A 22,472-nucleotide genomic window follows, 5' to 3' on the forward strand; every position below is an offset into this window, starting at 1 on the left:
CATCACAGTCTTCTTCTCACCGTGCTTGGCGGCCAGCCCCGCCATCATCTTCGCGAAGATGCCTTTGTCGCTCCAACGCTTCCAGCGGTTGTAGAGCGTCTTATGTGGGCCGTACGCACTTGGTGCGTCGCGCCACCTTAAACCATTGCGATTGACGAAGATAATGCCACTCAGCACGCGTCGATCGTCAACGCGAGGTTTGCCATGGGACTTCGGGAAGAAGGGCTCCAGGCGCGCCATCTGCGCATCCGTCAGCCAGAAAAGATCAGACATGTTCACCGCTCGATTTTCGAACCGTGAATCACGCCGACAAGCGTAAATCAATGGGTCCTGACCCTAAGGTTTTTTACAGGGAATTATTCTTGATTTTATTTATAATAAATAAATCTCAATCTATTGATATGAATGAAAATTCAAGCGATATTCTGGGCATGAAAACCTCCGGCCTGAAATATCGCTTACGCTTCAGCCGCCATCAATAGTCATCGCGGCTGCCGACCGGCCTGCCGGTGGGGTTTCCGCACATCACCCAGTGTCAGAACCTGAAGCATTTCGCCCAAGGAAGGGCATCTGCTGTGGTTTCGTGACCTTCTTACCGCGCCACTGCCTCACGGACCAATGCGCCGTGGTTAAGGATCACCTTCCGGCTGAGGTCATGCGCAGCATGGATCGCGGCAGGAATATCGGCTCCGCCGATACGTGCAGCCAGATATCCGGCGTTGAAACTGTCGCCGGCGGCGGTGGTATCGACCGGGGTTTCACGCGGCAGATCCTCGATCAACCCTGCGCCCTCGCGGCCGCCATAGTGGATCGCGGCACCGCCCGCCTTGACCACCACCTGCCCCGCCCCCCGGCTTAGATAGCGGGCAATCGTTGCCTGCGGATCGCCGTCGCCGAAAAAGCTGTGCTCATCGTCAAAGCTTGGCAGGACGAGATCGGCGATGGCGGCAGCGGCTTCGATCTCATTGCGCATGACTGGCAGATCCGGCCACAGCCGGGGGCGCAAGTTAGGGTCAAAGACCACCTGAGTGCCCGCGGCGCGGGCGGCGCTAAGCGCCTGGATCAGAACTTTGCGGCCCGCGTCGGGCAGGATGGCAAGCGTGATACCCGAGAAATAGGCGATCGCCGTCCCTTGCAGGGCTGAGGCAAGCACAGTCGGATCGTCCGCCAGACGCTTTGCCGCCGAGGTGTCGCGCCAATAGCTGAAGCTGCGCTCGCCATCCTTTAGCGAGATGGCGTAAAGCGCAATTTCGCGCTGCGGGTCGCGAGAGACGTGGGTGGCGTCGATCCCCTCGCCGGTCAGGAAATTGACCATCTGTTGCGAAAACTGTCCCATGCCGATGCGGCTGCAATATGCAATGCGCCAGTCGGAGGACAGCTGATGGCGCAGATACCATGCGGTATTCAGCGTGTCCCCGGCAATGCCCAGCCGCCACAGCCCGTCCTGACCCGATGGCGACAGCTCGACCATTGCCTCACCGATGGAAAGGATCGTCTTGCTCATGAATTCAGCTCTGTCGTGATGGCCGCACGTAATCCGTCGCGGCGGATATGGGCAAGGTTTTCCTGCACCGCGCTGACGAACCCCGCGTTTGCGGCCAGATCCGGCGGGGCAAGCCCCGGCAGCGCAAGGATTGAACGGGTCAGTGCCTCATTATCTGCGCCCGCTTTGCGCACCAGATCCAAAAGCAGCGCCCCGCGCGGATCGTCCGGTGGCTGGGTCACCGAGGCAAGCCAGGCCAGCCAGATCGCGGTTGCAAAAGCATAGGGGCCGGTATCGCCACCCGCGCGCAGCAGATCAGCAGCCGGGGCAAACCAGCGTTGTGGCAGTTTCTCGGTCCCGTCCATGGCGATCTGGCGGGTCTGATGGGCGATAGCCGGATTGGCAAAGCGGGCAAGTAACGCCTCGGCATAGGCGTCGGGATCGAGTCCGGCCTCTTTGGGCAAAGTGGCCGCCGCTGCCTGCATGTGACGGCGGATCAGTGCGACCAGCGGCGCATCCGCCATCGCATCACGCACATGAAGCAGGTCGAGCATCTGCCCGGCATATGCGATGAGTGAGTGGCTGCCGTTCAGCATACGCAGCTTCATCGCCTCATGGGGGCGAACATCGCTGACGAAAAGCGCGGCCCCTGCCTCCCACGCCGGGCGGCCTTGCGGGAAACGATCCTCGATCACCCATTGGCTGAACGGCTCGGTTTCTACTGCGGCAAGATCGCGGCACAGGGTCATCGTCTCGACATCGGCAAGCGTGCGCTTGGTCGTGGCGGGGGTGATACGGTCCACCATGGTGGCCGGAAAGGCGACATGATCCGCGATCCACGCGCCCAGATCGGTGTCAAGGCGGCGGGCGAACCCCAGCACACCAGCCCGCAGCAGAGGGCCATTGTCGGGCAGGTTGTCGCAGCTAAGGACAGTGAAAGGTGCGACTCCGGCCTTGCGGCGGGCCGCAAGCGCGGCGGTGATGATCCCCAGGACGCCCTGCGGTTTTTGCGGCCGCGCCAAGTCGGTGGCAACGGCGGGATGGGTAGGATCTGCATCCATCGCGGCGCGGTCGATCCCATAGGCCTTTTCCGAAACGGTCAGCGACAGGATGCGGATTTTGGGGTCACAGGCTGTGCGCAGGATCGCCGCCGCATCTCCGCCGATTGCCGGGCCATGGGCACCGATGATCCGGGCGCGATCGGTCCCGGACCGTTCAAGCACGGTGAACAGCCCGTTCTGTGCGTTCATAGCCTCGGGGATGTCGCGGCTGCGCAGGTTGGCGCCAATGATGCGCCAGTCCCCGCCCTCTGCCGCCAGTGCATCATCGGTATGGACGGCCTGATGGGCGCGATGAAACGCCCCAAGCCCAAGATGCAGAATGCCAAAACCATGCGCCGCCCGGTCATAGCCGGGCAGTGCGACCTCGGGCGGCAGACCGTCAAGGCTGGTCAGGCGCGCGGTCACAGCCGCGCCCCGTGGCTAAGGGCCAGCTCAACCCCGCGCAGCTCAGCGAGCCCTTTCAGTCGGCCAATGGCGGGATAGCCCGGCTGGCCACCACGGCCGATATCGTCAAGAATGTCCTGACCATGATCCGGGCGCATCGGGATCACCGCGTCAGAGCGGCCAGCGTCGCGGCGTCGGGCCTCTTCGCGCAGAACGGCGGCGATCAGCGCGATCATATCGGTCTGACCGGCCAGATGCTCATCCTCGAAGAACGAACAGGGGGCCGTGTCGGTGTCACGGCGCACGTTGCGCAGATGCAGGAAATGCACCCGGTCGCCCAGCCGTTCCATCATGCCGGGCAGGTCATTTTCAGGCCGAGCCCCAAGCGAGCCCGAGCAAAGCGTGATGCCATTTGCCGGCAGGTCGACCGCTGCCATACGTTCGGCATAATCGGCCTCGGTCGACATGACGCGGGGTAAGCCCAGCAGTGGGAAGGGCGGATCGTCTGGGTGGCAGCACAGGCGCACGCCGATCTCTTGCGCGACGGGAACCACCTGTTCAAGGAAGTCATGAAAGTTCCGGCGCAGAACCGCATCCGTCACCGGTGCGTAGCTGTCCAGCAGCGCCCGCACGTCCTCAAGCGTGAAATGCTCAGCCGCGCCGGGCAGGCCAAAGACGACGTTGCCTGCCAGTTCCTTGCGGCGCGTTTCGTCCATGGCGGCAAAGCGGCGGCCGGCCTCATCGCGCAGCTCTTCCGGGAAATCCTCGGCTGCACCCTTGCGTTGCAGTATATGCAGATCGAAGGCCGCAAAGTCGATCAGATCAAAGCGCATGCAGCGCGCGCCATTCGGCCGCCGCCAGGCCAGATCGGTGCGCGTCCAGTCCAGAACCGGCATGAAGTTATAGCAGATCACCTCGATTCCTGCGGCCTTAAGATGGCGCATCGAAGTGATCCAGTTCTGGACATGGCCGCGCCAATCGCCGGTCTGGGTCTTGATCGCCTCGCTGACGGGCAGGCTTTCGACGACCTCCCATTTCAGCCCCGAGGGCGCACCATCGGTCATCACCGACAGTTCAGCCTGCCGACGGGCGATTTCCTGGGGCGACCAGACGGTACCCGTGGGCACATGGTGCAGCGCGGTGACCACGCCCTGTACCCCCGCCTGCAGCATGTCGTCGATCGAGACCCTGTCTTTGGGACCGAACCAGCGCCAGGTATGTCGCATTCGTTTGTTCCTTATTCTTCAGGCAGCATTGCCTCGGTCCCCGGGCCAGAGGCATTCGGGACCGAAATTCCTGATATCATTGACGCCGCAAAGCGCCATGGTGATGTCCATTTCGCGCCGCAGGATGGTGAGCGCCGTCTCGACCCCCTTCTGACCCATGGCGCCAAGGCCATAGGTAAAGGCGCGGCCGATAAAGACGCCGTTCGCACCGCTGGCGATGGCTTTCAGCGCCTCTTGTCCGGACTGGATTCCGCTGTCGAGATAAAGCGGGAAATCCGGCCCGACAGCGCGACGGATCAAGGGCAGGGCGCGGATGGTCGAAGGCGCGCCGTCAAGCTGACGCCCGCCGTGGTTCGACACAAGGATCGCGGCGCAACCGGTATCCAGCGCGCGGCGGGCGTCCTCGGGATCGTTGATGCCTTTAAGGATCACCGGCCCGCCCCATTTGCGGATGATCTGTTCGACCCGCGCCCAGTCAAGCCGCTGATCGAACTGGCGCGAGGTCCAGTCCATCAGATCACCCAGACTGGTGACCCCGCGTGCATGGCCGACGATATTGCCAAAGCTGCGCCGGCGCGTGCGCAGCATCCCCAAGGCCCAGCGGGGATGCATCGCGATATCAATGAGGTTTGGCAAGGTCATGCGCGGTGGCGCGGTCATGCGGTTCTTTAAGTCCTTATGGCGCTGACCCTGAATGGTCAGGTCCAGCGTCAGCACCAGGGCCGAGACCCCGGCGCGGCGGGCCCGGTCAAGGACGCTGTCCAGAAACTCTTCGTCCCGCAGGGTATAGAGCTGGAACCAGAAAGGTGCGCCTGTCGCCCTGGCCACATCCTCGATCGAGCACATGGACATGGTCGAAAGCGTAAAGGGTACGCCTGCAGCCAGCGCAGCACGGGCGGCGCAGATCTCTCCGTCCGGGTGCTGCATACCCAACAGCCCGACCGGCGCCAGCGCCAGAGGCATTGAGACCGGCTGGCCCAGCATGGTGGTTGCAAGGTTGCGGTTCTCGATATTGCGGGCAACGCGCTGGCGCAGCAGGATCCGTCCGAAATCGGCACGATTGGCGCGATAGGTGCTGCCGGTCCAGGCCCCGACATCGACATAATCATAGAACATACGCGGGACACGTTGCCGGTGCAGGCGGCGCAAGTCCTCGATTTCGGTGATTACTGGCATCGCTCAGGCCCCGAAATCAAGCTGAACCTTGACCGCCTGAGTCCGGTCGCCTGCAAGGTCAAAGGCGCGCTGCGCCTCGGTCGCAGGCAGGGTTTCTGTAACCATGGGCGACAGGTCGATCCGGCCTGTGCTGATCATCTGGACCGCTTGTGCAAACTCGCGGTCAAACCGGTGGGTGCCAAAGACGCGTAGCTCTTTGGCGACGATCAGGTTCAGCGGCAGGGGCAGGGTGCCCGCGACACCGATCTGAACGATGGTGCCCTGCGGGCGGGTCATACTGATGGCCTGCGCGATGGCATGGGGATTGGCCGAGCATTCCAGCACCACGTCGACGCGCCCCTTGCCCTCGGCCAGATCATTCAGCGCCTCGGGGTTTTCGGCAACGTTTACCGCACGGTCGGCCCCCATGCGGCGCGCGATCCCCAAGGTGAAGTCCTGAACATCGGTCACAATGATTTCTGCAGCACCGTGCAGACGGGCAAGTGCGGTGCAGATCGCGCCGATGGGGCCAGCGCCTGTGATCAGCACGCGACGGTCCGAAAGGTCGGGCGCCATGGTCAGGGCATGCAGACAGACCGCCAAAGGCTCGGCCCCGGCTGCAGCCTCTGCCCCGATATCATTGGGCAGCGGCAGGCATTGCGCGACGGGGTGGTACAGCCGACTGCGGAAAAATCCATCCTCATGCGGCAGGCGCATCGCTGAACCGCTAAAGCGCATTGCCAGGCAGTGCCGATCCTCGCCCGCGCGGCAATACTCGCATTCGCCGCAAGGACGCGAGGGTGACAGTGCCACCAGCTGACCCGGCGCAAGGCCCGAGCCTGCGGGGGCGGCCTCGACCACCCCGGCGGCCTCATGGCCCAGAACGATGGGTTCACGTACCCTGACCGGTCCAAAGCCGCCGTCGTGATAGTAATGCAGGTCCGATCCGCAGATGCCCCCGCGCAGAACGCGGATCAGGGCGGCGTCCCCGCCGGGCTGCGGTTGGGCCAAGGGCTCGATCCGCAGGTCGTGGGCAGCATACAGGCGGCAGGCGATCTCTTGTGCCATGTCAGTTCCCCATCAGTGTCGACGGCAGCCAGGTGGCAAAGGGCGGGTAATAGGACACCAGCAGCAGTACGATGATGTTCGAGATAAGAAAGGGGATCACGGCACTGATTACCCGCGCCAGCGGTTCGCGTGCGATGTTGCAGGCGACAAACAGGCACACCCCGACCGGAGGCGTGGTCAGCCCGATCATCAGGTTCAGGACCGCGAAGGTCGCAAAATGCAGCGGCTCGATCCCGACGCTGGTCGCAAGTCCCAGCAAAGGCACGAACAGGATGATAAGCGCGGCGATCGTCTCCATGAACATGCCGACGAACAGCAGCAGGATGTTGATCAGCAGAATGACCAGGATCGGGTTGTCGGTGATCGCCAACACGCTGTTGACCAGCATTTGCGGAATACGTTCGGACGCGAGGATCGAGCCAAAGACGTTGGCAAAACCCACCAGCGCCAGAATTCCAGCCGAAGAGATGGCGCTGTCGATGACAATGCGGGGCACAGCGCGGATCGGCAATTCGCGGTAGATGAAGGCACCGACGACAAAGGCGTAAAGGCAGGCAACGATCGCGGTTTCGGTCGGGGTGGCAATGCCGGTCAGAAGGCCACCGATGATCAGGCCGGTCATGGCCAAGGCCCAGAACGCCGACAGGAATGCTGCGAGCAGTTCGCTGAAACCTTTCCACTCTTGCCGCGGATAGTTGCGGCGTACGGCGAGGATGTAGCAGGTCACCCCCATGGCGATGCCCATCAGAACGCCCGGTACCGCCCCCGCAAGAAACAGCTGGCCGACCGAGATGCCCGACAGCGCGCCGACGATGATCATCGGGACGCTTGGCGGCAGCATCGGGCCGACGGTGGACGAGGCGGCGGTGATCGCAGCGGCAAAATCGCCGGGATAGCCGGATTTCTTCATGCCGGGGATCATCACCCCGCCGGTTGCGGCGACATCGGCAACGGCAGTGCCCGAGACGCCGCCGAACATCATCGAATCCGCGACATTGGCCAGTGCAAGCCCGCCGCGCATCCAGCCGACCAGCGCATTGGCAAGCCGGATGATCCGCTCGGTGATGCCGCCAAAGTTCATCAGGTTCCCGGCAAGGATAAAGCCCGGGATGCACAGCAGCACAAAAACATCCATGCCGGCATACATGCGCTGCGGAATGATCACCACCGGCAGCCCAGCCGACAGGATATAGGCCAGCGATGCAAGCCCAAGACAGACGGCAACCGGCACGCCCAGTGCCAGCGTGACGACGAAAGTGGTCAGAAGCAGGAACAGATCCATGGACTCAGGCTTCCTCAGAAAGATGGGGCTGCCCGTCATCGTTGCCCGCGATCATGCCGATCACACGCAAAAGGGCGAAAAGAAACAGCATCACAGACAGCAGCAGCACCGAGGCATGAATGATGTCCATCGGCCAGCGCAGGCTTGGGGATTGCTGGAATGCCCCGATCCTGGTGAATTTCCATGCCGGCCAGATCATCACCGCGCCCAGCCCGGCCGTGCAGATGGCGGCAATAAGGCGCATCCACCATGCCCGGCTTGCTGATACGGTTTCCTGCAACAGGTCGACGTTCACCAGTTCGCCCGTCATCAGCGACATGCCGATGCCCAGCGCCGTCATGTAAAGCAGCAGATAGCGCGACAGCTCTTCGGTCCAGACCGGTGAAGGCAGGCCAAAGGTACGTGTGGTGATCTGAAGCGTAACCACCGCGATCAGCGCAAAGAAGACCACGCCGATGGCGAACCGGCAAAGCGCCGCAAGACCGCGCTGCAAGAGAGCCAGATTTTTCATGGTTCCAAACCCCTGATGGCATTTGCCGGCCCGCAAAAGGGACAGACCGGCGGACACAAGGTTGCGGTCACTGTTTGAAGAGATCTTCGACGATGGGACGAATGCTTTCGTCGACGCTCTTGATCACTGCTTCTCGCGAGGCGTCGGCAAAAGCTTTCTGATCAACCTCGACAAAGGTCATACCCTTGGCCTCGAGATCGGCGCGGATCGCATCCTCATCCTGCAGAAACTGCTGACGCTCGTATTCCTGGGCGATGCGGGCGGCCTCCATCACATGGCCCTGATCCTCTTCCGAAAGGCCCTGCCAGACCTGCTCGGCGATGGTCAGATAGATCCAGCTGCGCACATGTTCGGTCAGGTTCACATGGCTTTGCACCTCGTTAAGCGAGGCAGTCTGGATCAGTGCCACCGGGTTTTCCTGCCCGTCGATTGTGCCGTTTTGCAGCGAGGTGAACACTTCGGAAAAGGCCATCGGCGTCGGCTGGGCGCCTAGCGCGGTCCAGGTGTCGACGAACAGCGGCACGTTCGGGACCCGCAGCCGCATCCGGTTCAGTTCGCCCGGGTTGGTGATGGCGCGGTTTGCGGTCAGGTTGCGCGGGCCGCGCGCGAAATAAGCGATGGGGCGGACCTGGGCGCGTTCGATGATCTGCGCCTTGATCTTTTCGCCGATCTCTCCTGCTGCGACCTCATCCATATGCTCAAGCGAGCGATAGGCATAGGGGATGGCCAACAGCGCCGCCATCGGCGCCCAGTTCTGCAGGCTTTCGCCGGTGATGGTCATTTCGACCGTGCCCAGCTGCATGCCGTTGATCAGGTCCATCTCGCGGCCAAGCGAGTCGTTGGGGAACACCTCGACTGCGATGCGGCCTTGGGTCCGCTGCTCAAGCTCTTCGGCGAATTTCAGCGAGGCCTTGTGCCAGGAGTTCTGTTCATTGGCGAGATGGCCAAGCTTGAGCGTCAGTTCAGCGGCCGAGGCGGTCAGGGCAGATGCAGCGGTCAGGCAGGCCATGGCCAGCGCCGCAAAGCGGCGACGGTTCAGGGTGATCATCGTTCTCCTCCGGGATGATACGTCAGGGTATGAAAAGTTCGGGTCGGCTGCGGCTGATTTCGGGCAGGTCGTTCAGCAGTTCGCGCAGATGGCGGCGCATTGCGGCCTCGGCCAGCGCGGGGTCGTGATTACGCAGACCGTCCACGATTTCGGCGTGCTGGCCGATAAGCTTTTGTATGTCGAAGGTTCGTGCCGTGATGTAGCGCAGCCGGTTCATCTGGGATTTGAGGCCCTCAAGCACCTCCCACACCGCCTCTTGTCCGACGGCGATGGCCAGCAGGCGATGAAAACGGTCGTCAAGGCGTACGAAGGTTTCGGCGTCATCGCGGGCCACGGCTTCGCTTTGCTCGGCGATTTCCTGATCCAGCTGTGTGATCAATCTGTCGTCTGCCTGTTCGGCCAGCATGCGGATCAGGTCGCTTTCCACTGCCTCGCGGATCAGCCGGGCCGAAAGCACCGCCGAAATCGAGATCCGGCGGATATAGGTTCCCCGCTGGGGTCGAACCTCGGCCAGCCCGTCGGCGGTCAGCCGGATGAAGGCTTCGCGCACCGGCTGGCGGCTGACACCGATCTGCTGGCCGATCTCGGTCTCGCTTAGCCGTGTGCCGGGGGGCAGGGCCCCGCGCAGAATGGCATCCCGCAACCAGTCATAAACCTGGGGCGCCGTCGAAAGCGTAAAGTCGATGGTTGGCTGCATTGAGATGATTCCTCTTCCCGCTCAATTCATAATGCATACTTGCATACTAGTAAATACTTTGCCTGAGCATCGAACTGAACCGGACGATTTCACACATGATTTGATGGAGGAAAGATTGACCATCGCTGGGAAAAATGGCCGATATGCCGGGACCATGCCGGCACGGGCGCCGGTCCGCGATCACAGCACAGGAGGCATCGCTATCCATGACAAACAAGGGTTCTGCGCCGCAGTTTCTTTCGTATCGGGATGCGATTGGACGGCTGAAATGGGTCGATGCGGTTGAGGCCCTGCGTCATGGTCACACCCTGCCGCGTGCCGAGATCCGGGACGCCTTTCTTGGCCCGCCGACCGGAACGATGATGAGTCGCTCGGCCTATATCGAGGGGCTGGGTTATGGAGCCAAAACCTTTACCGTGCTTGACGGCAATGCCGCGCGGGGGCTGCCGACGGTTCAGGGGGCGATGCTGGTCTTTGACCACGATACCGGCGGGCTTTTGTCGATCGTGGACAGCCCGCTAGTCACCGAATTCAAGACTGCTGCAGATTCCGTGCTTGGGGCCAGCCTGCTTGCACGCGCCGACAGCCGGCATCTGCTGATCGTCGGGGCGGGGACGGTGGCGACAAGCCTTGTCAAAGCTTATACGGCAGTGCTGTCCGGCATTGAGCGTGTTTCGATCTGGTCTCGACGACCCGAGCAGGCACAGGATCTGGTCGCAAGGCTTGAAGGGGTCAACGCTGATCTGATTGCTGTGACGGATCTGAGGGCGGCGGCGGCAGATGCCGATATCATCTCATCAGCTACCATGGCACGCCAGCCAGTCATTCTGGGCGATTGGGTCCGGCCCGGTACCCATGTCGATCTGATCGGTGCCTTTAAGGCCGATATGCGAGAGGCCGATGATGCGTTGATGGCGAAAGGCGCGCTGTTCGTGGACAGCCGTGCCACCACGCTTGGCCATATCGGAGAGCTGATGATGCCCATCGCCTCGGGCGCGATTACGGCGGGTAGCGTGCTTGGCGATCTTTACGACCTTGTGCAGTCCGACGCTCGCCGCCGTCAATCCAACGATGAGATCACCGTTTTCAAGAATGGTGGCGGCGCGCATCTGGATCTGATGATTGCTGCCTGGATCGCCCGCGCCATGGCGGTCTGAGGACGTCACAGGTCGATCACGACATCGCCCAGGGGACGCGCGCAGCAGGCCAGAATTATAGTCGGCCTCGACGTCCTCGTCGGTGATCCCGCCGTTATGAACCATTTGAACCTGACCCGAGAGTTTCAGCACCTGACAGGTGCCGCAGCCCGAACGGTGTTCATGATGGTTTCCCGACGTGCCGGCACACAGGCTTTTGCCCAAGGCGGCAAAGATCACCACGGGCATCAGTTCGTGTAGCGATGCGACCTTTGTGGACGGCGTGGGCAGTTGACAAAGACAATGTCTGGCGCGCGCCAGAAATCGTATAAAAATGCCGTCATCGACATCATTGGCGTGATTCCTGACCCGGCCGAGATGAACAGGTATTTCGCTGCAGATCGGCGCAGGATCGAAAAGCTGCCTCCCGGTCCCCGGGCACGCAGGTGCATACCCGGGGGCGCAGATGATCAAGCATCCAGCGCGTGCCGACCGAACCCGGCCGGGCCTTGACCGTCACCGTCAGCGATCCCGGCCGCGAGGGCGAGGATTAGATGGCAGAGGTCCGATGCCCGATACCCTGAGGCACCGGCTCATAGGTGAAAAGCGCCCCCGAAGGGCTGCGGAATGCAAAGGTCATAACATTCGGCACCTCTTGCAGGCATGAGACGCTTTCCAGCTCTTCGGTATCGCTCCAAAAGGACAGGGCGGGTCTTGTCGCTGCGGTCATCGTCACTCGGCTGCCATGCGTTCAGGGATGAGGGCACGTTCCATCCACGCGGCATACCAGTCGATGAACTGGATCACCCCGCTTTCCCAGTCGGGCGCATAGGGACCGGGGACATAGGCCGGCGAAAGGATGCCCTGCTGGTTCGTCTCGACGATCTCGCGATCCTCGTCATTGGTGGCGATCCAGACCTCGGTCAGGCGTTTGAGGTCATAATCGACGCCCTCAACCGCATCCTTGTGAACAAGCCATGTGGTTGTCACCTCGGTTTCGGTCGGGCTGATCGGCATGACCCGGAACGTCAGCGAATGGTCGGGCAGGAAATGATTCCAGGTCGAGGGGTAATGGAACGCCAACAGTGAACCCGCGTCAGGCAGCGCCACCCGGCCAAGTGGCTTTTGTACCCCGGCCTTGCCGTCCATCGTATAGCTGACCGCGGTTTCCTGCAGCGGCATCCGTGCAAGCCGGAACTGTCCGTCCCCTGACAGCAGGAACTGCGCCGGAGCGCCCGCCGCCGCGCAACGGTCGAAATGCGCCTGCAGCTGTGCTGAGATCGAGCCATCAGCCGCGACGCCCGCAACTTCGGGGTCCAGCGGGAATGACCGGCACAGGGCAGGGTGGTTACCGCTGCAATGATAGCATTCGCGGTTGTTTTCCCAGACCAGCTTCCAGTTGCCTTTTTCGATGATCGTCGAGCTATGGGCGACCTTGGCATCCTCAAGGTCATGGACCTCCAGATAAGGGGCGGCCTGTCGGGCGAAATCGTCGAAATCCGGGGGATCATCTGACAGGCAGACATAAATCAGCCCCCTGAGATTGCGCAACGCGACCGGCCGCAACCCATGCCGCGCCGGGTCGAAATCGGGGCCCATATTGCTTGCCCAAACCAATGAGCCGTCAAGGTCGTAGGTCCATTGATGATAGGGGCAGACCAGCTTTGCGACCTTGCCCTGATGCTCTTTGCAGATGATTGAACCGCGATGCCGGCATGAGTTGTGAAAGGCGCGGATCTGATCGTCGCGACCCCGGACAATGACGATGTTATAGGCGCCTATACGCATGGTGGCATAGGCGCCGGGTTTTGCAAGCTGGCAGGCCGGGATGGCATAAAGCCACTCGCGGTAGAAGATATTCTCAAGATCCTGCTGATAGATCTTGGCCGAGGTGTAAAAGGGCTGCTCCAGCGCATGACCGGGAATGCGGCGTTGAAGCAGGGTACGAATATCAGGATGGGTGGCGTTCATGTTCGGCTTCCCGCTGAGGATTGAACTTATCCGGTAATCCGTCAGAAGAAGCCTGCTTGACAACGGCATAAATTTTCATCCTGGATTAGTTCATCTAAATTGAAGGACCGCCGTGCCCAGCCCCTATGACTTTGCCTCAATGACGGCGCTGATCTGTTTTGAGGCGGCAGCCCGCAACCTTGGCTTCAAGGCCGCTGCACAAGAGATGAACGTGACCCCTGCCGCGATCAGCCATCAGATCAAGGCGCTTGAGCAGGATCTGGGCTGCGCGCTGTTCTTGCGCCGCCATCGCGGGGTCGAGCTGACGGAAAAGGGGGCATTCCTGCTGGTCGCGCTGCAACGCGGCTTTGAGACAATATCGGATACCGTCAGTCAGCTGCGTGATCGGCCGGATACCGCCGACGTGACCATTCGCGCCACCACCGCCGTCAGCGCGCTGTGGCTGACGCCAAAGATTACCGCATTCTGGAAAATTCACCCCGAAATCACCGTCTCGCAGATCATCAGTGATGTGGCCGCTACGACAAGCCGCCACGACCTCAGCATCGGCTATGCTGCGACGGGCGATGACAGTGGCGAATGGCGCGAGATATTCCGCGACCAGATCCGCGCCTATGGCACGCTACGCTTTGCCAAAGAGCATTCAATCAGCCGGGTTGAAGACCTGCTGCGCGCCCCTTTGATCCATATGAACGATGACAATAACGGCTGGACGAATTGGAGCGATTGGTTCCGGGCGCTTGGCCATCCGCCTCCGACGGGTCGAGGCCTGTTTGTCACCAACCATATGATTGCGCTGCAGGCGGCCGAGGATGATGTCGGCGCGGTGATGGGGTGGGAAGGTTTGATGCCGCGTGCCCTTCAAGCCGGGCGGCTGACCTGTCTGGTCCCGGAAAGCATCCCTTCGCCCTTGGCCTTTTCCCTGCGGCTTAGCCCGCGCGCCTCAAAACGCGCGCGGCTTTTTGCAGATTGGCTGACGCAGGGATAGGCGGCAGGGGTGGTCAGACCTGATCACCCGCGTCAATGGTCATGCGTCTTGCCTTGTCGGTAGCCGCCGCCAACGCAACGGTTACGGCCTTGGCAAACCCGGCAGCTTCGGCGGCCTCGATCCCGGTAGCGGTGGTGCCACGATAGCCACGATAGGCGGCGAGCAGCTCCGGTGCCTCGGCCATCCGACCTTCAAGCAGCCGCGCGCCGCCGACAACAGCCGCCTCGGCGGCGCGCCAGGCGATGACATCAGATACACCCTGTGCCCGCATGAACCCGGCCATCGCAACCGCCATCATTGCCGGATAGGCCGCACCTGAGCCGGGCAGGGCGGTCATGAGGTCAATCTGAGCTTCGGTCTCAAGCTCGTCCGTGGTGCCTATGGCTGACAGTACGCGCCGGACCGTGGCCCTGTCGGCCTCGCTTACCCCTTCGGCGGCCCAGAAGGGGGAGTAGGACGCGCCGATCTCGGCCGCAGCGTTGGGCATGGCACGAACGATCCGCCCCCTGCAACGCGACAGGGTACGGGCGTCGATCCCGGCCATGAACGAGATGATGAGCCGTCCATCCGCTTTTAGCTCCAGCGCCGCCCAGTCCTCGGGCCTGACCGAAACGACCACCACTTCGCTTTGCGCGACCAGATCGGCGGCATTCGCCACCCAGATGACGTTCTCATACCCGTGATAGTCTGGTCTTGGACCGCTGCGGTTTAGCAAGACTAACTCGTCAGGCCGGGAAATGCCGCGCGACAAGAGGCCCGCGCCCAGCGCAGAGCCAAGCCAGCCTGTCGCGCCGATGATGCCGGTCCTCATGCTGCCGGCTTTGTCCCGCCGGCATAGGCGTTGATGGCATTGTCGAACTGGATAGTGCCGACATCGCGCCCATCCCCGGCGGTGACAAGCAGTGTCTGGACCCGTGCCTCGGCCATCTGACGAAGCGCCTCGGCCAGCGAGGCGTTGGCGTCGATGCGGGGCGCGTCCCCGGTACCTTCCTGGGCAGGTGACATGATTGATGACACCTTGAGCACCTTGCCACGATCGACATGCTGCACGAAATTCGCGACGTAATCATCGGCCGGCCGCAGCACGATATCCTGTGCCGAGCCTTGCTGGATCACCAGGCCGTCACGCAAAAGCGCGATCCGGTCACCGATACGTAGCGCCTCATCAAGGTCATGGGTGATGAAGACGATGGTCTTTCGCACCTCTTGTTGCAGATCCAGCAGCACGGTTTGCATGTCATAGCGGATCAGGGGGTCGAGGGCCGAGTAAGCCTCATCCATCAGCAGGATCGGTGCGTCATTGGCCAGTGCCCGGGCCAAGCCAACGCGCTGTTGCATACCGCCCGAAAGCTGGCTTGGATAGTTCTTTTCAAAGCCCTTCAGGCCGACCCGCTCAATCCAGCGCATGGCAGTACGGTAACGCTCGGCCTCGGGAATGCCCTGTACTTCAAGCCCGTAGGCGGCGTTGTCTAGCACGGTGCGATGGGGCAGCAGCGCGAATTTCTGGAACACCATCGCCGTTTTGTGGCGGCGGAATTCGCGCAGCTCGTCCTGAGACATGTCGACGACATTGCGGCCCTCGATCTCGATCTCTCCGGTGGTCGGGTCGATCAGCCGGTTGATATGGCGGATCAGTGTTGATTTGCCCGAGCCGGACAGGCCCATGATCACCTGAATGCTGCCCGGCGTGATCGAGATATTGATGTCGCGCAGGCCCAGCACATGGCCGTGATTTGCCTGTAGTTCCGCCTTGGTCATCCCCGCGCGGACGGCGTCCACATAGGCGGCCGGCGTCGGGCCAAAGATCTTGTAAAGATTGCGGATCTCGATACCGATCGGATCAGCCATGGCTTGCCTCACGATGTTTTTGCAGCCGCTTGCCCCAGGCCTGGCTGATGCGGTCGAACAGAATGGCGATGCCGACGATGGCGAAACCGTTGAACACGCCCAGGGTGAAATATTGGTTATTGATGGCACGCAGCACCGGCTGGCCCAGCCCCTGCACCCCGATCATTGAGGCAATCACCACCATGGCAAGCGCCATCATGATGGTCTGGTTGATCCCTGCCATAATCGTCGGCAATGCGAGCGGCAGCTCGGCTTTGACGAGCTTTTGCCAGGCCGAGGAACCAAAGGCATCGGCTGCCTCAAGCACCTCGGGGTCGACCTGCCGGATGCCAAGGTTGGTCAGGCGGATCATCGGGGGCAGGGCATAGATCACGACCGCGATCAGCCCCGGAACCTTGCCGATACCCAAAAGCATGACGACCGGGATCAGGTAGACAAAGCTTGGCATGGTCTGCATCACGTCAAGCACCGGGTTCAGCACCGCGCGAAAACGGTCAGAACGAGCCATGAAAATGCCAAGTGGCAGGCCGATGATGATCGAAAGAACCGTCGCGGCAAGGACCATCGACACGGTTTTCATCGTATCCTCCCACATGCCGAACAGGCCGATCAGCACGAGGGTCAGGATCGAGCCAACGACAACGCGCCAGCTGCGGCTTGCGCCCCAGGCAAGGCCTGCGACCACAAGCAGGATGATCGGCCAGGGGGTGCCGGTCAGCAGCCGTTCGGACCAGATCAGCAAAGTTTGCAGCGGGCTGAAAAAGCCCTCGATCATGTCGCCGTAACTGCGGGTGAAATTGCGAAATGCTTCATCGATGACCTTCTTGAGGTCACGAAGATAGCTATCGTCGAGCTGGGGAAATGAGGTTGACCATGTCATGGTGATCTCGTCCGCGCTGGATCGGAAAGGGAAGGGCGGGCAGCATCGGCGCCCGCCCGGAAAAGGCGCTGCGCTTACAGCGCGGCCTTGATGCGTTCCGCCGCCTCGGGCGTGACCCAGGGGGTCCACATCGCCTCGTTATTGCGCAGGAATTCGCGCGCCCCATCCTCACCCGTGGCCTGGTTGTCGGTCATCCACGCCATCAGCTTGTTCACAGTCTCATTCGTCCAGCTGCGTTTGGACAGATAGTCGATGACTGCGGGATCTGCCTCATCAGCGAATTGTTTGGAGACCAGCGTAAAGACGTTATCGACCGGAAAGGCGTTCGGTTTGGGATCCTGACAGTCAGGAATCGAGGTGCAGCGCTTCCACTCTTCGGGGTCGTGCTCCATGCCGAAATCGACTGCGACCATGTCGTATTTGCCCAGCAGCGAGGTCGGCTCCCAGTAGAAGCCGAGCCACGGCTCTTTGCGTTCATAGGCACGCGCGATCGAGCCATCGAGCCCGGCAGCAGAGCCGGTATCAACCAGCGTGAAACCGTGGCTTTCGATATCCAGCGCCTTGGCAAGCTGGGTGGTGACGACAGTGCCGCCCCAGCCTTGCGGACCGTTGTACACTGCGCCTTTCGAGGCATCCTCGGGGGCCGGGAACAGTTCGGGATGGGCGAGGATTTCCTCGATCTTGTTCAGGTTCGGATGCTCGTCCAGCATATAGCGCGGAATGAACCAGCCCTGCTGGCCGCCATCAGACAGCGAACGGCCAAGCGAGACGATCTTTTCCTCTTTCAAGCCGGCATCGACGATCTCGGGCATGAGGTCCACCCAGGATTCGGGAACGACCTCGGGCTTGCCCTTTTCGACCAGCGAGGTGATCGAGGGCACGGTGTCGCCGGCAACGATCTCGGCATTGCAGCCATAACCTTCGTTCAGGATAAAGCGGTCGAGCTCGGCCAGAACCTCGGCGCTTTGCCAGTTCATGCTGGCGATCGAAAGGCTGCCACAGTCGGCCGAGGCAGCCCCGGCCATCGCCATCAGCGGCAGGGCAAGGGCAGTGCCGAAACGAATGGATTTTTTCATGGTTCTTTCCCTGTAGCGACATTGGTTACGGCTGCCCGGCCCGTCGCCGAAGGCGGGGCGCCTGATTTGGGTCAGGAGGATATTCCTGCCGGCTTGCGCCGCGGCTGGCATGTCGCCGCCGTGGCAATTCTGATAAGGAAGGCCGACCCGGTCACCAGCGGCGGGGCCGGGGCACGTCGGGCCAGAGGTTTTAGGTCGGAAGGGGCAAGATCGGACAAGATGATGCCAGCCGTGAAAGGGTTTTCCGGACGATCAAGAGCCGCCTGAGTTTTATCCTGTCCGCTTCGCGGGCATGGGAATGCAACGATTGCGTCACATCCTGCAACGATATCGTCATTCCCGTATGCACATTCCGGGGCAGGGGGTCCGTATTCCCTCGCCGTCCCGATCATGGTGGCGGTCGCCGGAACGGGACGAAACGGGCGTTGAAGCGGGCGATTTCACGCGGGGCCGGGGCCTCGCCAGTATAGATTTCAACATAGGCCGGGATGCGTGTCAGCCGCGTCTCGATATCCTCTTGCGCACGCATCGAAATATAGCCGATCTGGGTCAGATAGATCGTGCGCGCCCGCACATCGGCAAGTGCCGGGTTGTGTCCCCACGTGGTCAGCATGTCGCGCAAGGCACTAAGCCGTGCCTCATCCGCAGCCTCGATCCGCGCCGCCACCTTACGATCCTGCAGGGCCCAGCTGCGCACCGCGAATTCCAGTCGGGAATCAAAGGCGTCCAGCAGAAAGCAGGCCAAAAGATTCAACATCGCCTCGGTCTGCGTCTCGGCATATTCCTGGGTCGCAGCGATAAAGGGCCGGGTGGTCCGCGCCTCCCACCCTTCGATAAGCGCGGTCAGCAGCGCCTCTCGATCCTCGAAGAACCAGTAGAAGCTGGTACGCGACAGGTTCAGTTGCCGGGCGAGAGGCAGGATTTTAACCGCGTCAATGCCGCTGTCGATCAGCGCCCGATAGCCAGCCTCTAGCCAGCCTTCGCGTGACCCACGCCAGCCCGTTTCAGGAGCAACAAGGTTTTCCATGTCTGCCTGCATAGCCCGCTGCACGATTCGGCTCAACCCGATTGTTCATAGATGCATACTTTAGGATCATGCGTGAATTTTTTATTGACACATATGAACATTTCTCGCCTTGCTTATGGGGACGAATCCACCTCCACAGGCAGAGCCATGTCGAACGATCCTCTTTTGCAGCCCTTTCAGCTAAAGCATCTGACGCTTCGCAACCGGATCATGATCACCAGCCACGAGCCGGCCTATCCCGAGGACGGCATGCCAAAAGACCGCTACCGTGCCTATCATGTCGAACGTGCCAAGGCGGGTGTGGCGCTGACAATGACTGCGGGTTCGGCAGCAGTATCGCGCGACAGCCCGCCGGTCTTTAACAACATCCTTGCCTGGAAGGATGAGGTTGTGGGCTGGATGAAGCGCCTGGTCGATGAATGTCACGATCATGGCGCGGCGGTGATGATCCAACTGACCCATCTGGGACGCCGCACACGCTGGGACAAGGCGGACTGGCTGCCGGTGGTCGCGCCCAGCCATGAGCGTGAGGCGGCCCATCGCGCCTTTCCCAAGCGGATCGAGGACTGGGACATGACCCGCATCATCCGCGACTTTGCTGATGCAGCCGAGCGTATGAAGGCGGCGGGTGTCGACGGTATCGAACTTGAGGCCTATGGCCATCTGCTTGAACAATTCTGGTCGCCGCTGACCAATGACCTTGACCCGCCCTATGGTGGTTCTCTGGAAAACCGGCTGCGCTTTACGCTTGAGGTCCTGCAAGCGATCCGCGACCGTTGCGGACCCGAGTTTATCGTCGGTCTGCGCTATACCGGTGATCAGATGCAGCCGGGCGGCATGACCGCTGGCGAGGGGCTGCAGGTGTCGCAGATGCTCAGGAACAGTGGGCTTGTTGATTTCCTGAACGTGGTGCGGGGTCACATCGACACTGATCCGGGGCTTACAGATGTGATCCCGGTGCAGGGGATGCGCAACGCCCCGCATCTGGAATTCGCGGGGCAGATCCGCAAGGCCACCGATTTTCCGACCTTCCACGCAGCCAAGATCCCGGATGTACCGACAGCGCGCCATGCCATCGCCTCGGGACTGCTGGATATGGTTGGCATGACGCGGGCGCATATGGCCGACCCCCATCTGGTCCGCAAGGTGATCGAGGGGCGCGAGGATGATATCCGCCCCTGCGTTGGTGCGAACTATTGCCTTGACCGCATTTATCAGGGCGGGCTGGCGTTCTGCCTGCACAACGCAGCTACTGGTCGTGAAGAGACCATGCCGCATGTAATTCCGGCTGCTACGGCCAGAAAGCGTGTCACCATCGTGGGCGCTGGTCCTGCCGGACTCGAGGCTGCTCGCGTTGCTGCCGAGCGGGGCCATGAAGTCACCGTCTTTGAGGCCGCAGATGAACCTGGGGGCCAGATCCGCCTGACCGCGCTGGATGAGCGTCGGCGCGAGATGATCTCAATCGTCGCCTGGCGCATGGCGCAGTGCGAAAAGCGGGGCGTCACCTTCCGCTTCAACACCTATGCCGAGGCCGAGGATGTGTTGACGACCACCCCTGACGAAGTCATCATCGCTACTGGCGGCCTGCCTCATACCGATGTGCTGGGGCAAGGCAACGACCTTGTCTGCTCGGCATGGGACATCCTGTCGGGTGATGTAAAGCCGGGCCGGAATGTACTGATCTTTGACGATGCAGGCGATCATTCTGCCCTGCAGGCGGCTGATCTGATCTCGGCCACCGGAGCGAGGGTCGAGATTGTCACCCCGGATCGCAGCTTTTCACCCGAGGTCATGGCAATGAACCTCGTACCTTATATGCGTAACCTGCAAAAACGGGACACTACCTTTACCGTGACTTGGCGACTGCAATCGGTGACGCGCGATGGAAATATGCTGCGGGCGCGGCTGGGCAGCGACTATGGCGATTTTACCCGTGACAGGATGGTCGATCAGGTCGTCGTTAACCACGGCACCAGGCCGCTGGATGAGCTGTATTTTGCGCTGAAGCCGCTATCCGCAAACCTGGGTGAGGTGGATTATGACGCGCTGACATCGGGTCGCCTTCAAGCGGTTCACAAGAATCCCGAGGGTCGTTTCCGCTTGTTCCGTATCGGCGACGCGGTCTCTGCGAGGAATACCCATGCCGCGATCTATGACGCGCTCAGGCTGGTCAAGGATCTGTAAATACGAACAGCACCCCCAATGAGGAGGCAATGCGAGATGCCCAGACCTCAAGTTCTGCAAGACTTCCTCGATATCGCACTTCCGGCCATGCAGGCGCGTGCCCATGACGGCAACTCGCCTGCCTCGCTGGAAGCTATTGCCGAGGCGAGCCGATCCGAGGGGCAGGGGGGTGCAGCCCCCCTTAGGCTTCCTGTGGTGGATATTTGGCTTGCTGAGGCGTTGAACCGGCAGATCGAGGATCGGGATCTCACCAGTCTTTTGCAAGCGGTGAGGCGCCTTGCGCCGTTGCTCTGCTGGCGAAGACGAACAGGAGACGCCACCGCCAGCCCCGGGTTTGCGGAAAATCATGCCAATGCAATGCTGCTTGGTCCCGGTGGTATTGAAGAGCGGCGTGACATCTGGCTGGGCTTAAGCCTGCTTGCCCCAGGTACGCGTTATCCCGACCATCAGCATATGCCCGAGGAAACTTATCTGGTACTCTCGCCCGGCAGTTTCCGCAAACCGGGACGGAACTGGTTTCAGCCGGGGATCGGTGGCAGCTTCTACGTTCCGCCGAATGCGATCCATGCCATGCGATCGGAGGATGAGCCTTTACTCGCACTCTGGGCGCTTCGCAGTATGGGCAGCTAAGATATCGGGGCAGTGATACCGGCATTCATGCTGGTCCCTTTGGGCGCCGTTGCAATATGTCAGCACGCTCCCCATCAAAACACCGGAGTTATATTTGTGGTTCTCCGGTCACCACACAGCTGCGCGAGGTGGCCGGATGACCAATACTTCAGCTGCTCAATAGCTGATAACGCGAATTATGTAATTAAACTGTGCTGGTACGTTTGATCCACTATGATAGCTGTGCTGCTTTCCGCCCCATCTGCGATCACTAGTAATGGGGCATCCTGCAATGAAACACATCGCAAGATGTAGCTTGCTGACGATCTGCCGCTAACCCCCAGTTTGATATCGGAGGAACGGCGAAGTCCACAGGCTATCCCCTCATGGTCGTTGTGCACATCACTCTTAGATGGTTTGCCTGCGCAGCGGAAAGTGCCACACAGCCTATCATTACAGTTGCGTTTTCATCTCATTTCTGAATCACTGGGCTACCATGATTTGAAAGAGGTGGACCCGCCTGGTGAGACAGTTTGGCGGCTTGGCTAAGGTGGATCGGGTTGGTTTCTATGCCGCCAGTCGCTCCGTCATTTCCGCCGTAGCATAGACCTCGTCGGGTGTCCTGCCGCCGAAGGTCGAGTGCGGGCGTCTCTCATTGTAGTAGGCTATCCATGAACCGATCCCGTTGCGGGCTTCGCTTCCGGTCTCGAAGGCGTTGAGGAAGACGCACTCGTATTTGAGGCTGCGCCACAGCCGCTCGATGAAGACGTTGTCCATCCAACGGCCGCGCCCGTCCATCGAGATGCGGATGCCGGCGTCCTTCAGCGTGGTGGTGAAG

The 22,472-nt window shown here is 61.2% G+C and carries 22 protein-coding genes; 4 read left to right on the forward strand and 18 right to left on the reverse strand.

All coding sequences use genetic code 11. The annotated features are described in order from the left end of the window. From M511_RS17170 to M511_RS17215, 10 genes are all read right to left on the reverse strand, one after another. A partial coding sequence (locus M511_RS17170) for a transposase (protein ID WP_139824623.1) occupies positions 1-273 on the reverse strand: 273 nt, incomplete at its 3' end. A 319-nt stretch (positions 274-592) separates the two neighbouring features. After that, positions 593-1,504: a sugar kinase gene (locus M511_RS17175; protein WP_085502947.1), complete on the reverse strand. Its 912-nt coding sequence runs from the start codon at positions 1,502-1,504 to the stop codon at positions 593-595. Continuing rightward, positions 1,501-2,949, reverse strand: a complete 1,449-nt coding sequence (locus M511_RS17180) for a mannitol dehydrogenase family protein (RefSeq protein ID WP_085502949.1) — start codon at positions 2,947-2,949, stop codon at positions 1,501-1,503. Before M511_RS17180 ends, M511_RS17175 begins: the two co-directional genes overlap by 4 nt. Continuing rightward, on the reverse strand, positions 2,946-4,154 hold the full coding sequence (gene uxuA / locus M511_RS17185; RefSeq protein WP_085502951.1) for a mannonate dehydratase: 1,209 nt from the start codon (positions 4,152-4,154) through the stop codon (positions 2,946-2,948). Before uxuA ends, M511_RS17180 begins: the two co-directional genes overlap by 4 nt. Before the next feature lie 18 nt (positions 4,155-4,172). Beyond that, positions 4,173-5,330, reverse strand: a complete 1,158-nt coding sequence (locus tag M511_RS17190) for an alpha-hydroxy acid oxidase (RefSeq protein WP_010396392.1) — start codon at positions 5,328-5,330, stop codon at positions 4,173-4,175. A gap of 3 nt (positions 5,331-5,333) precedes the next feature. Next, positions 5,334-6,377: an L-idonate 5-dehydrogenase gene (locus M511_RS17195; RefSeq protein ID WP_085502953.1), complete on the reverse strand. Its 1,044-nt coding sequence runs from the start codon at positions 6,375-6,377 to the stop codon at positions 5,334-5,336. A gap of 1 nt (position 6,378) precedes the next feature. Beyond that, the gene (locus tag M511_RS17200) at positions 6,379-7,659 is read right to left on the reverse strand and encodes a TRAP transporter large permease (RefSeq protein WP_010396385.1); all 1,281 of its coding nucleotides are present in this window, start codon (positions 7,657-7,659) and stop codon (positions 6,379-6,381) included. A gap of 4 nt (positions 7,660-7,663) precedes the next feature. Beyond that, positions 7,664-8,170, reverse strand: coding sequence for a TRAP transporter small permease (locus tag M511_RS17205; RefSeq protein ID WP_085502955.1), 507 nt, complete (start codon positions 8,168-8,170; stop codon positions 7,664-7,666). Between the two features lie 67 nt (positions 8,171-8,237). Then, the gene (locus M511_RS17210; protein WP_085502956.1) at positions 8,238-9,218 is read right to left on the reverse strand and encodes a TRAP transporter substrate-binding protein; all 981 of its coding nucleotides are present in this window, start codon (positions 9,216-9,218) and stop codon (positions 8,238-8,240) included. A 22-nt stretch (positions 9,219-9,240) separates the two neighbouring features. After that, positions 9,241-9,915, reverse strand: a complete 675-nt coding sequence (locus tag M511_RS17215) for a GntR family transcriptional regulator (RefSeq protein ID WP_085502959.1) — start codon at positions 9,913-9,915, stop codon at positions 9,241-9,243. A 206-nt stretch (positions 9,916-10,121) separates the two neighbouring features. On the opposite strand from M511_RS17215, the gene M511_RS17220 reads away from it, so the two are divergent. Further along, positions 10,122-11,072: an ornithine cyclodeaminase family protein gene (locus M511_RS17220; RefSeq protein WP_010396377.1), complete on the forward strand. Its 951-nt coding sequence runs from the start codon at positions 10,122-10,124 to the stop codon at positions 11,070-11,072. Between the two features lie 529 nt (positions 11,073-11,601). Here the strand turns inward: M511_RS17220 and M511_RS19705 are convergent. Together M511_RS19705 and M511_RS17230 are read right to left on the reverse strand one after the other, a co-directional pair. After that, entirely contained in the window at positions 11,602-11,781 is a 180-nt protein-coding gene (locus M511_RS19705) for a hypothetical protein (protein WP_176224578.1), read from the reverse strand. A 2-nt stretch (positions 11,782-11,783) separates the two neighbouring features. Further along, the gene (locus M511_RS17230; RefSeq protein WP_085502962.1) at positions 11,784-13,022 is read right to left on the reverse strand and encodes an aromatic ring-hydroxylating oxygenase subunit alpha; all 1,239 of its coding nucleotides are present in this window, start codon (positions 13,020-13,022) and stop codon (positions 11,784-11,786) included. 112 nt (positions 13,023-13,134) lie between these two features. On the opposite strand from M511_RS17230, the gene M511_RS17235 reads away from it, so the two are divergent. Continuing rightward, on the forward strand, positions 13,135-14,010 hold the full coding sequence (locus M511_RS17235; RefSeq protein ID WP_029372060.1) for a LysR family transcriptional regulator: 876 nt from the start codon (positions 13,135-13,137) through the stop codon (positions 14,008-14,010). Positions 14,011-14,023: 13 nt separating this feature from the next. On the opposite strand, the gene M511_RS17240 is transcribed toward M511_RS17235, so the two are convergent. From M511_RS17240 to M511_RS17260, 5 genes are all read right to left on the reverse strand, one after another. Beyond that, a complete protein-coding gene (locus M511_RS17240; RefSeq protein WP_085502964.1) occupies positions 14,024-14,821 on the reverse strand; it encodes a pyrroline-5-carboxylate reductase dimerization domain-containing protein in 798 nt (265 codons plus the stop codon). Continuing rightward, positions 14,818-15,858 carry a quaternary amine ABC transporter ATP-binding protein gene (locus M511_RS17245; RefSeq protein WP_085502967.1) on the reverse strand — a complete coding sequence of 347 codons (1,041 nt, stop codon included), beginning with the start codon at positions 15,856-15,858 and terminating at the stop codon, positions 14,818-14,820. The genes M511_RS17240 and M511_RS17245 overlap by 4 nt, the downstream gene beginning before the upstream one ends. Further along, on the reverse strand, positions 15,851-16,738 hold the full coding sequence (locus M511_RS17250) for an ABC transporter permease (protein ID WP_010396360.1): 888 nt from the start codon (positions 16,736-16,738) through the stop codon (positions 15,851-15,853). Before M511_RS17250 ends, M511_RS17245 begins: the two co-directional genes overlap by 8 nt. 74 nt (positions 16,739-16,812) lie before the next feature. Beyond that, positions 16,813-17,814 carry an ABC transporter substrate-binding protein gene (locus tag M511_RS17255; RefSeq protein ID WP_085502970.1) on the reverse strand — a complete coding sequence of 334 codons (1,002 nt, stop codon included), beginning with the start codon at positions 17,812-17,814 and terminating at the stop codon, positions 16,813-16,815. A gap of 388 nt (positions 17,815-18,202) precedes the next feature. Then, positions 18,203-18,841 (reverse strand): TetR/AcrR family transcriptional regulator, encoded by a 639-nt coding sequence (locus M511_RS17260; RefSeq protein WP_029372056.1) that lies wholly within the window; start codon positions 18,839-18,841, stop codon positions 18,203-18,205. 147 nt (positions 18,842-18,988) lie between these two features. Between M511_RS17260 and hpbA the strand changes: the two genes are divergently transcribed. Both hpbA and M511_RS17270 read left to right on the forward strand, forming a co-directional pair. Beyond that, on the forward strand, positions 18,989-21,025 hold the full coding sequence (gene hpbA / locus M511_RS17265; protein WP_085502972.1) for an N-methyl-L-proline N-demethylase HpbA: 2,037 nt from the start codon (positions 18,989-18,991) through the stop codon (positions 21,023-21,025). Between the two features lie 36 nt (positions 21,026-21,061). Continuing rightward, positions 21,062-21,655: a dimethylsulfonioproprionate lyase family protein gene (locus tag M511_RS17270; RefSeq protein WP_085502975.1), complete on the forward strand. Its 594-nt coding sequence runs from the start codon at positions 21,062-21,064 to the stop codon at positions 21,653-21,655. A 546-nt stretch (positions 21,656-22,201) separates the two neighbouring features. On the opposite strand, the gene M511_RS17275 is transcribed toward M511_RS17270, so the two are convergent. Further along, positions 22,202-22,472, reverse strand: a 271-nt coding sequence (locus tag M511_RS17275; protein ID WP_139824593.1) for an integrase core domain-containing protein, incomplete at its 5' end; no start/stop codon positions are given.

The organism is Paracoccus sp. J56 (assembly GCF_019633685.1).
Classification (GTDB): domain Bacteria; phylum Pseudomonadota; class Alphaproteobacteria; order Rhodobacterales; family Rhodobacteraceae; genus Paracoccus; species Paracoccus kondratievae.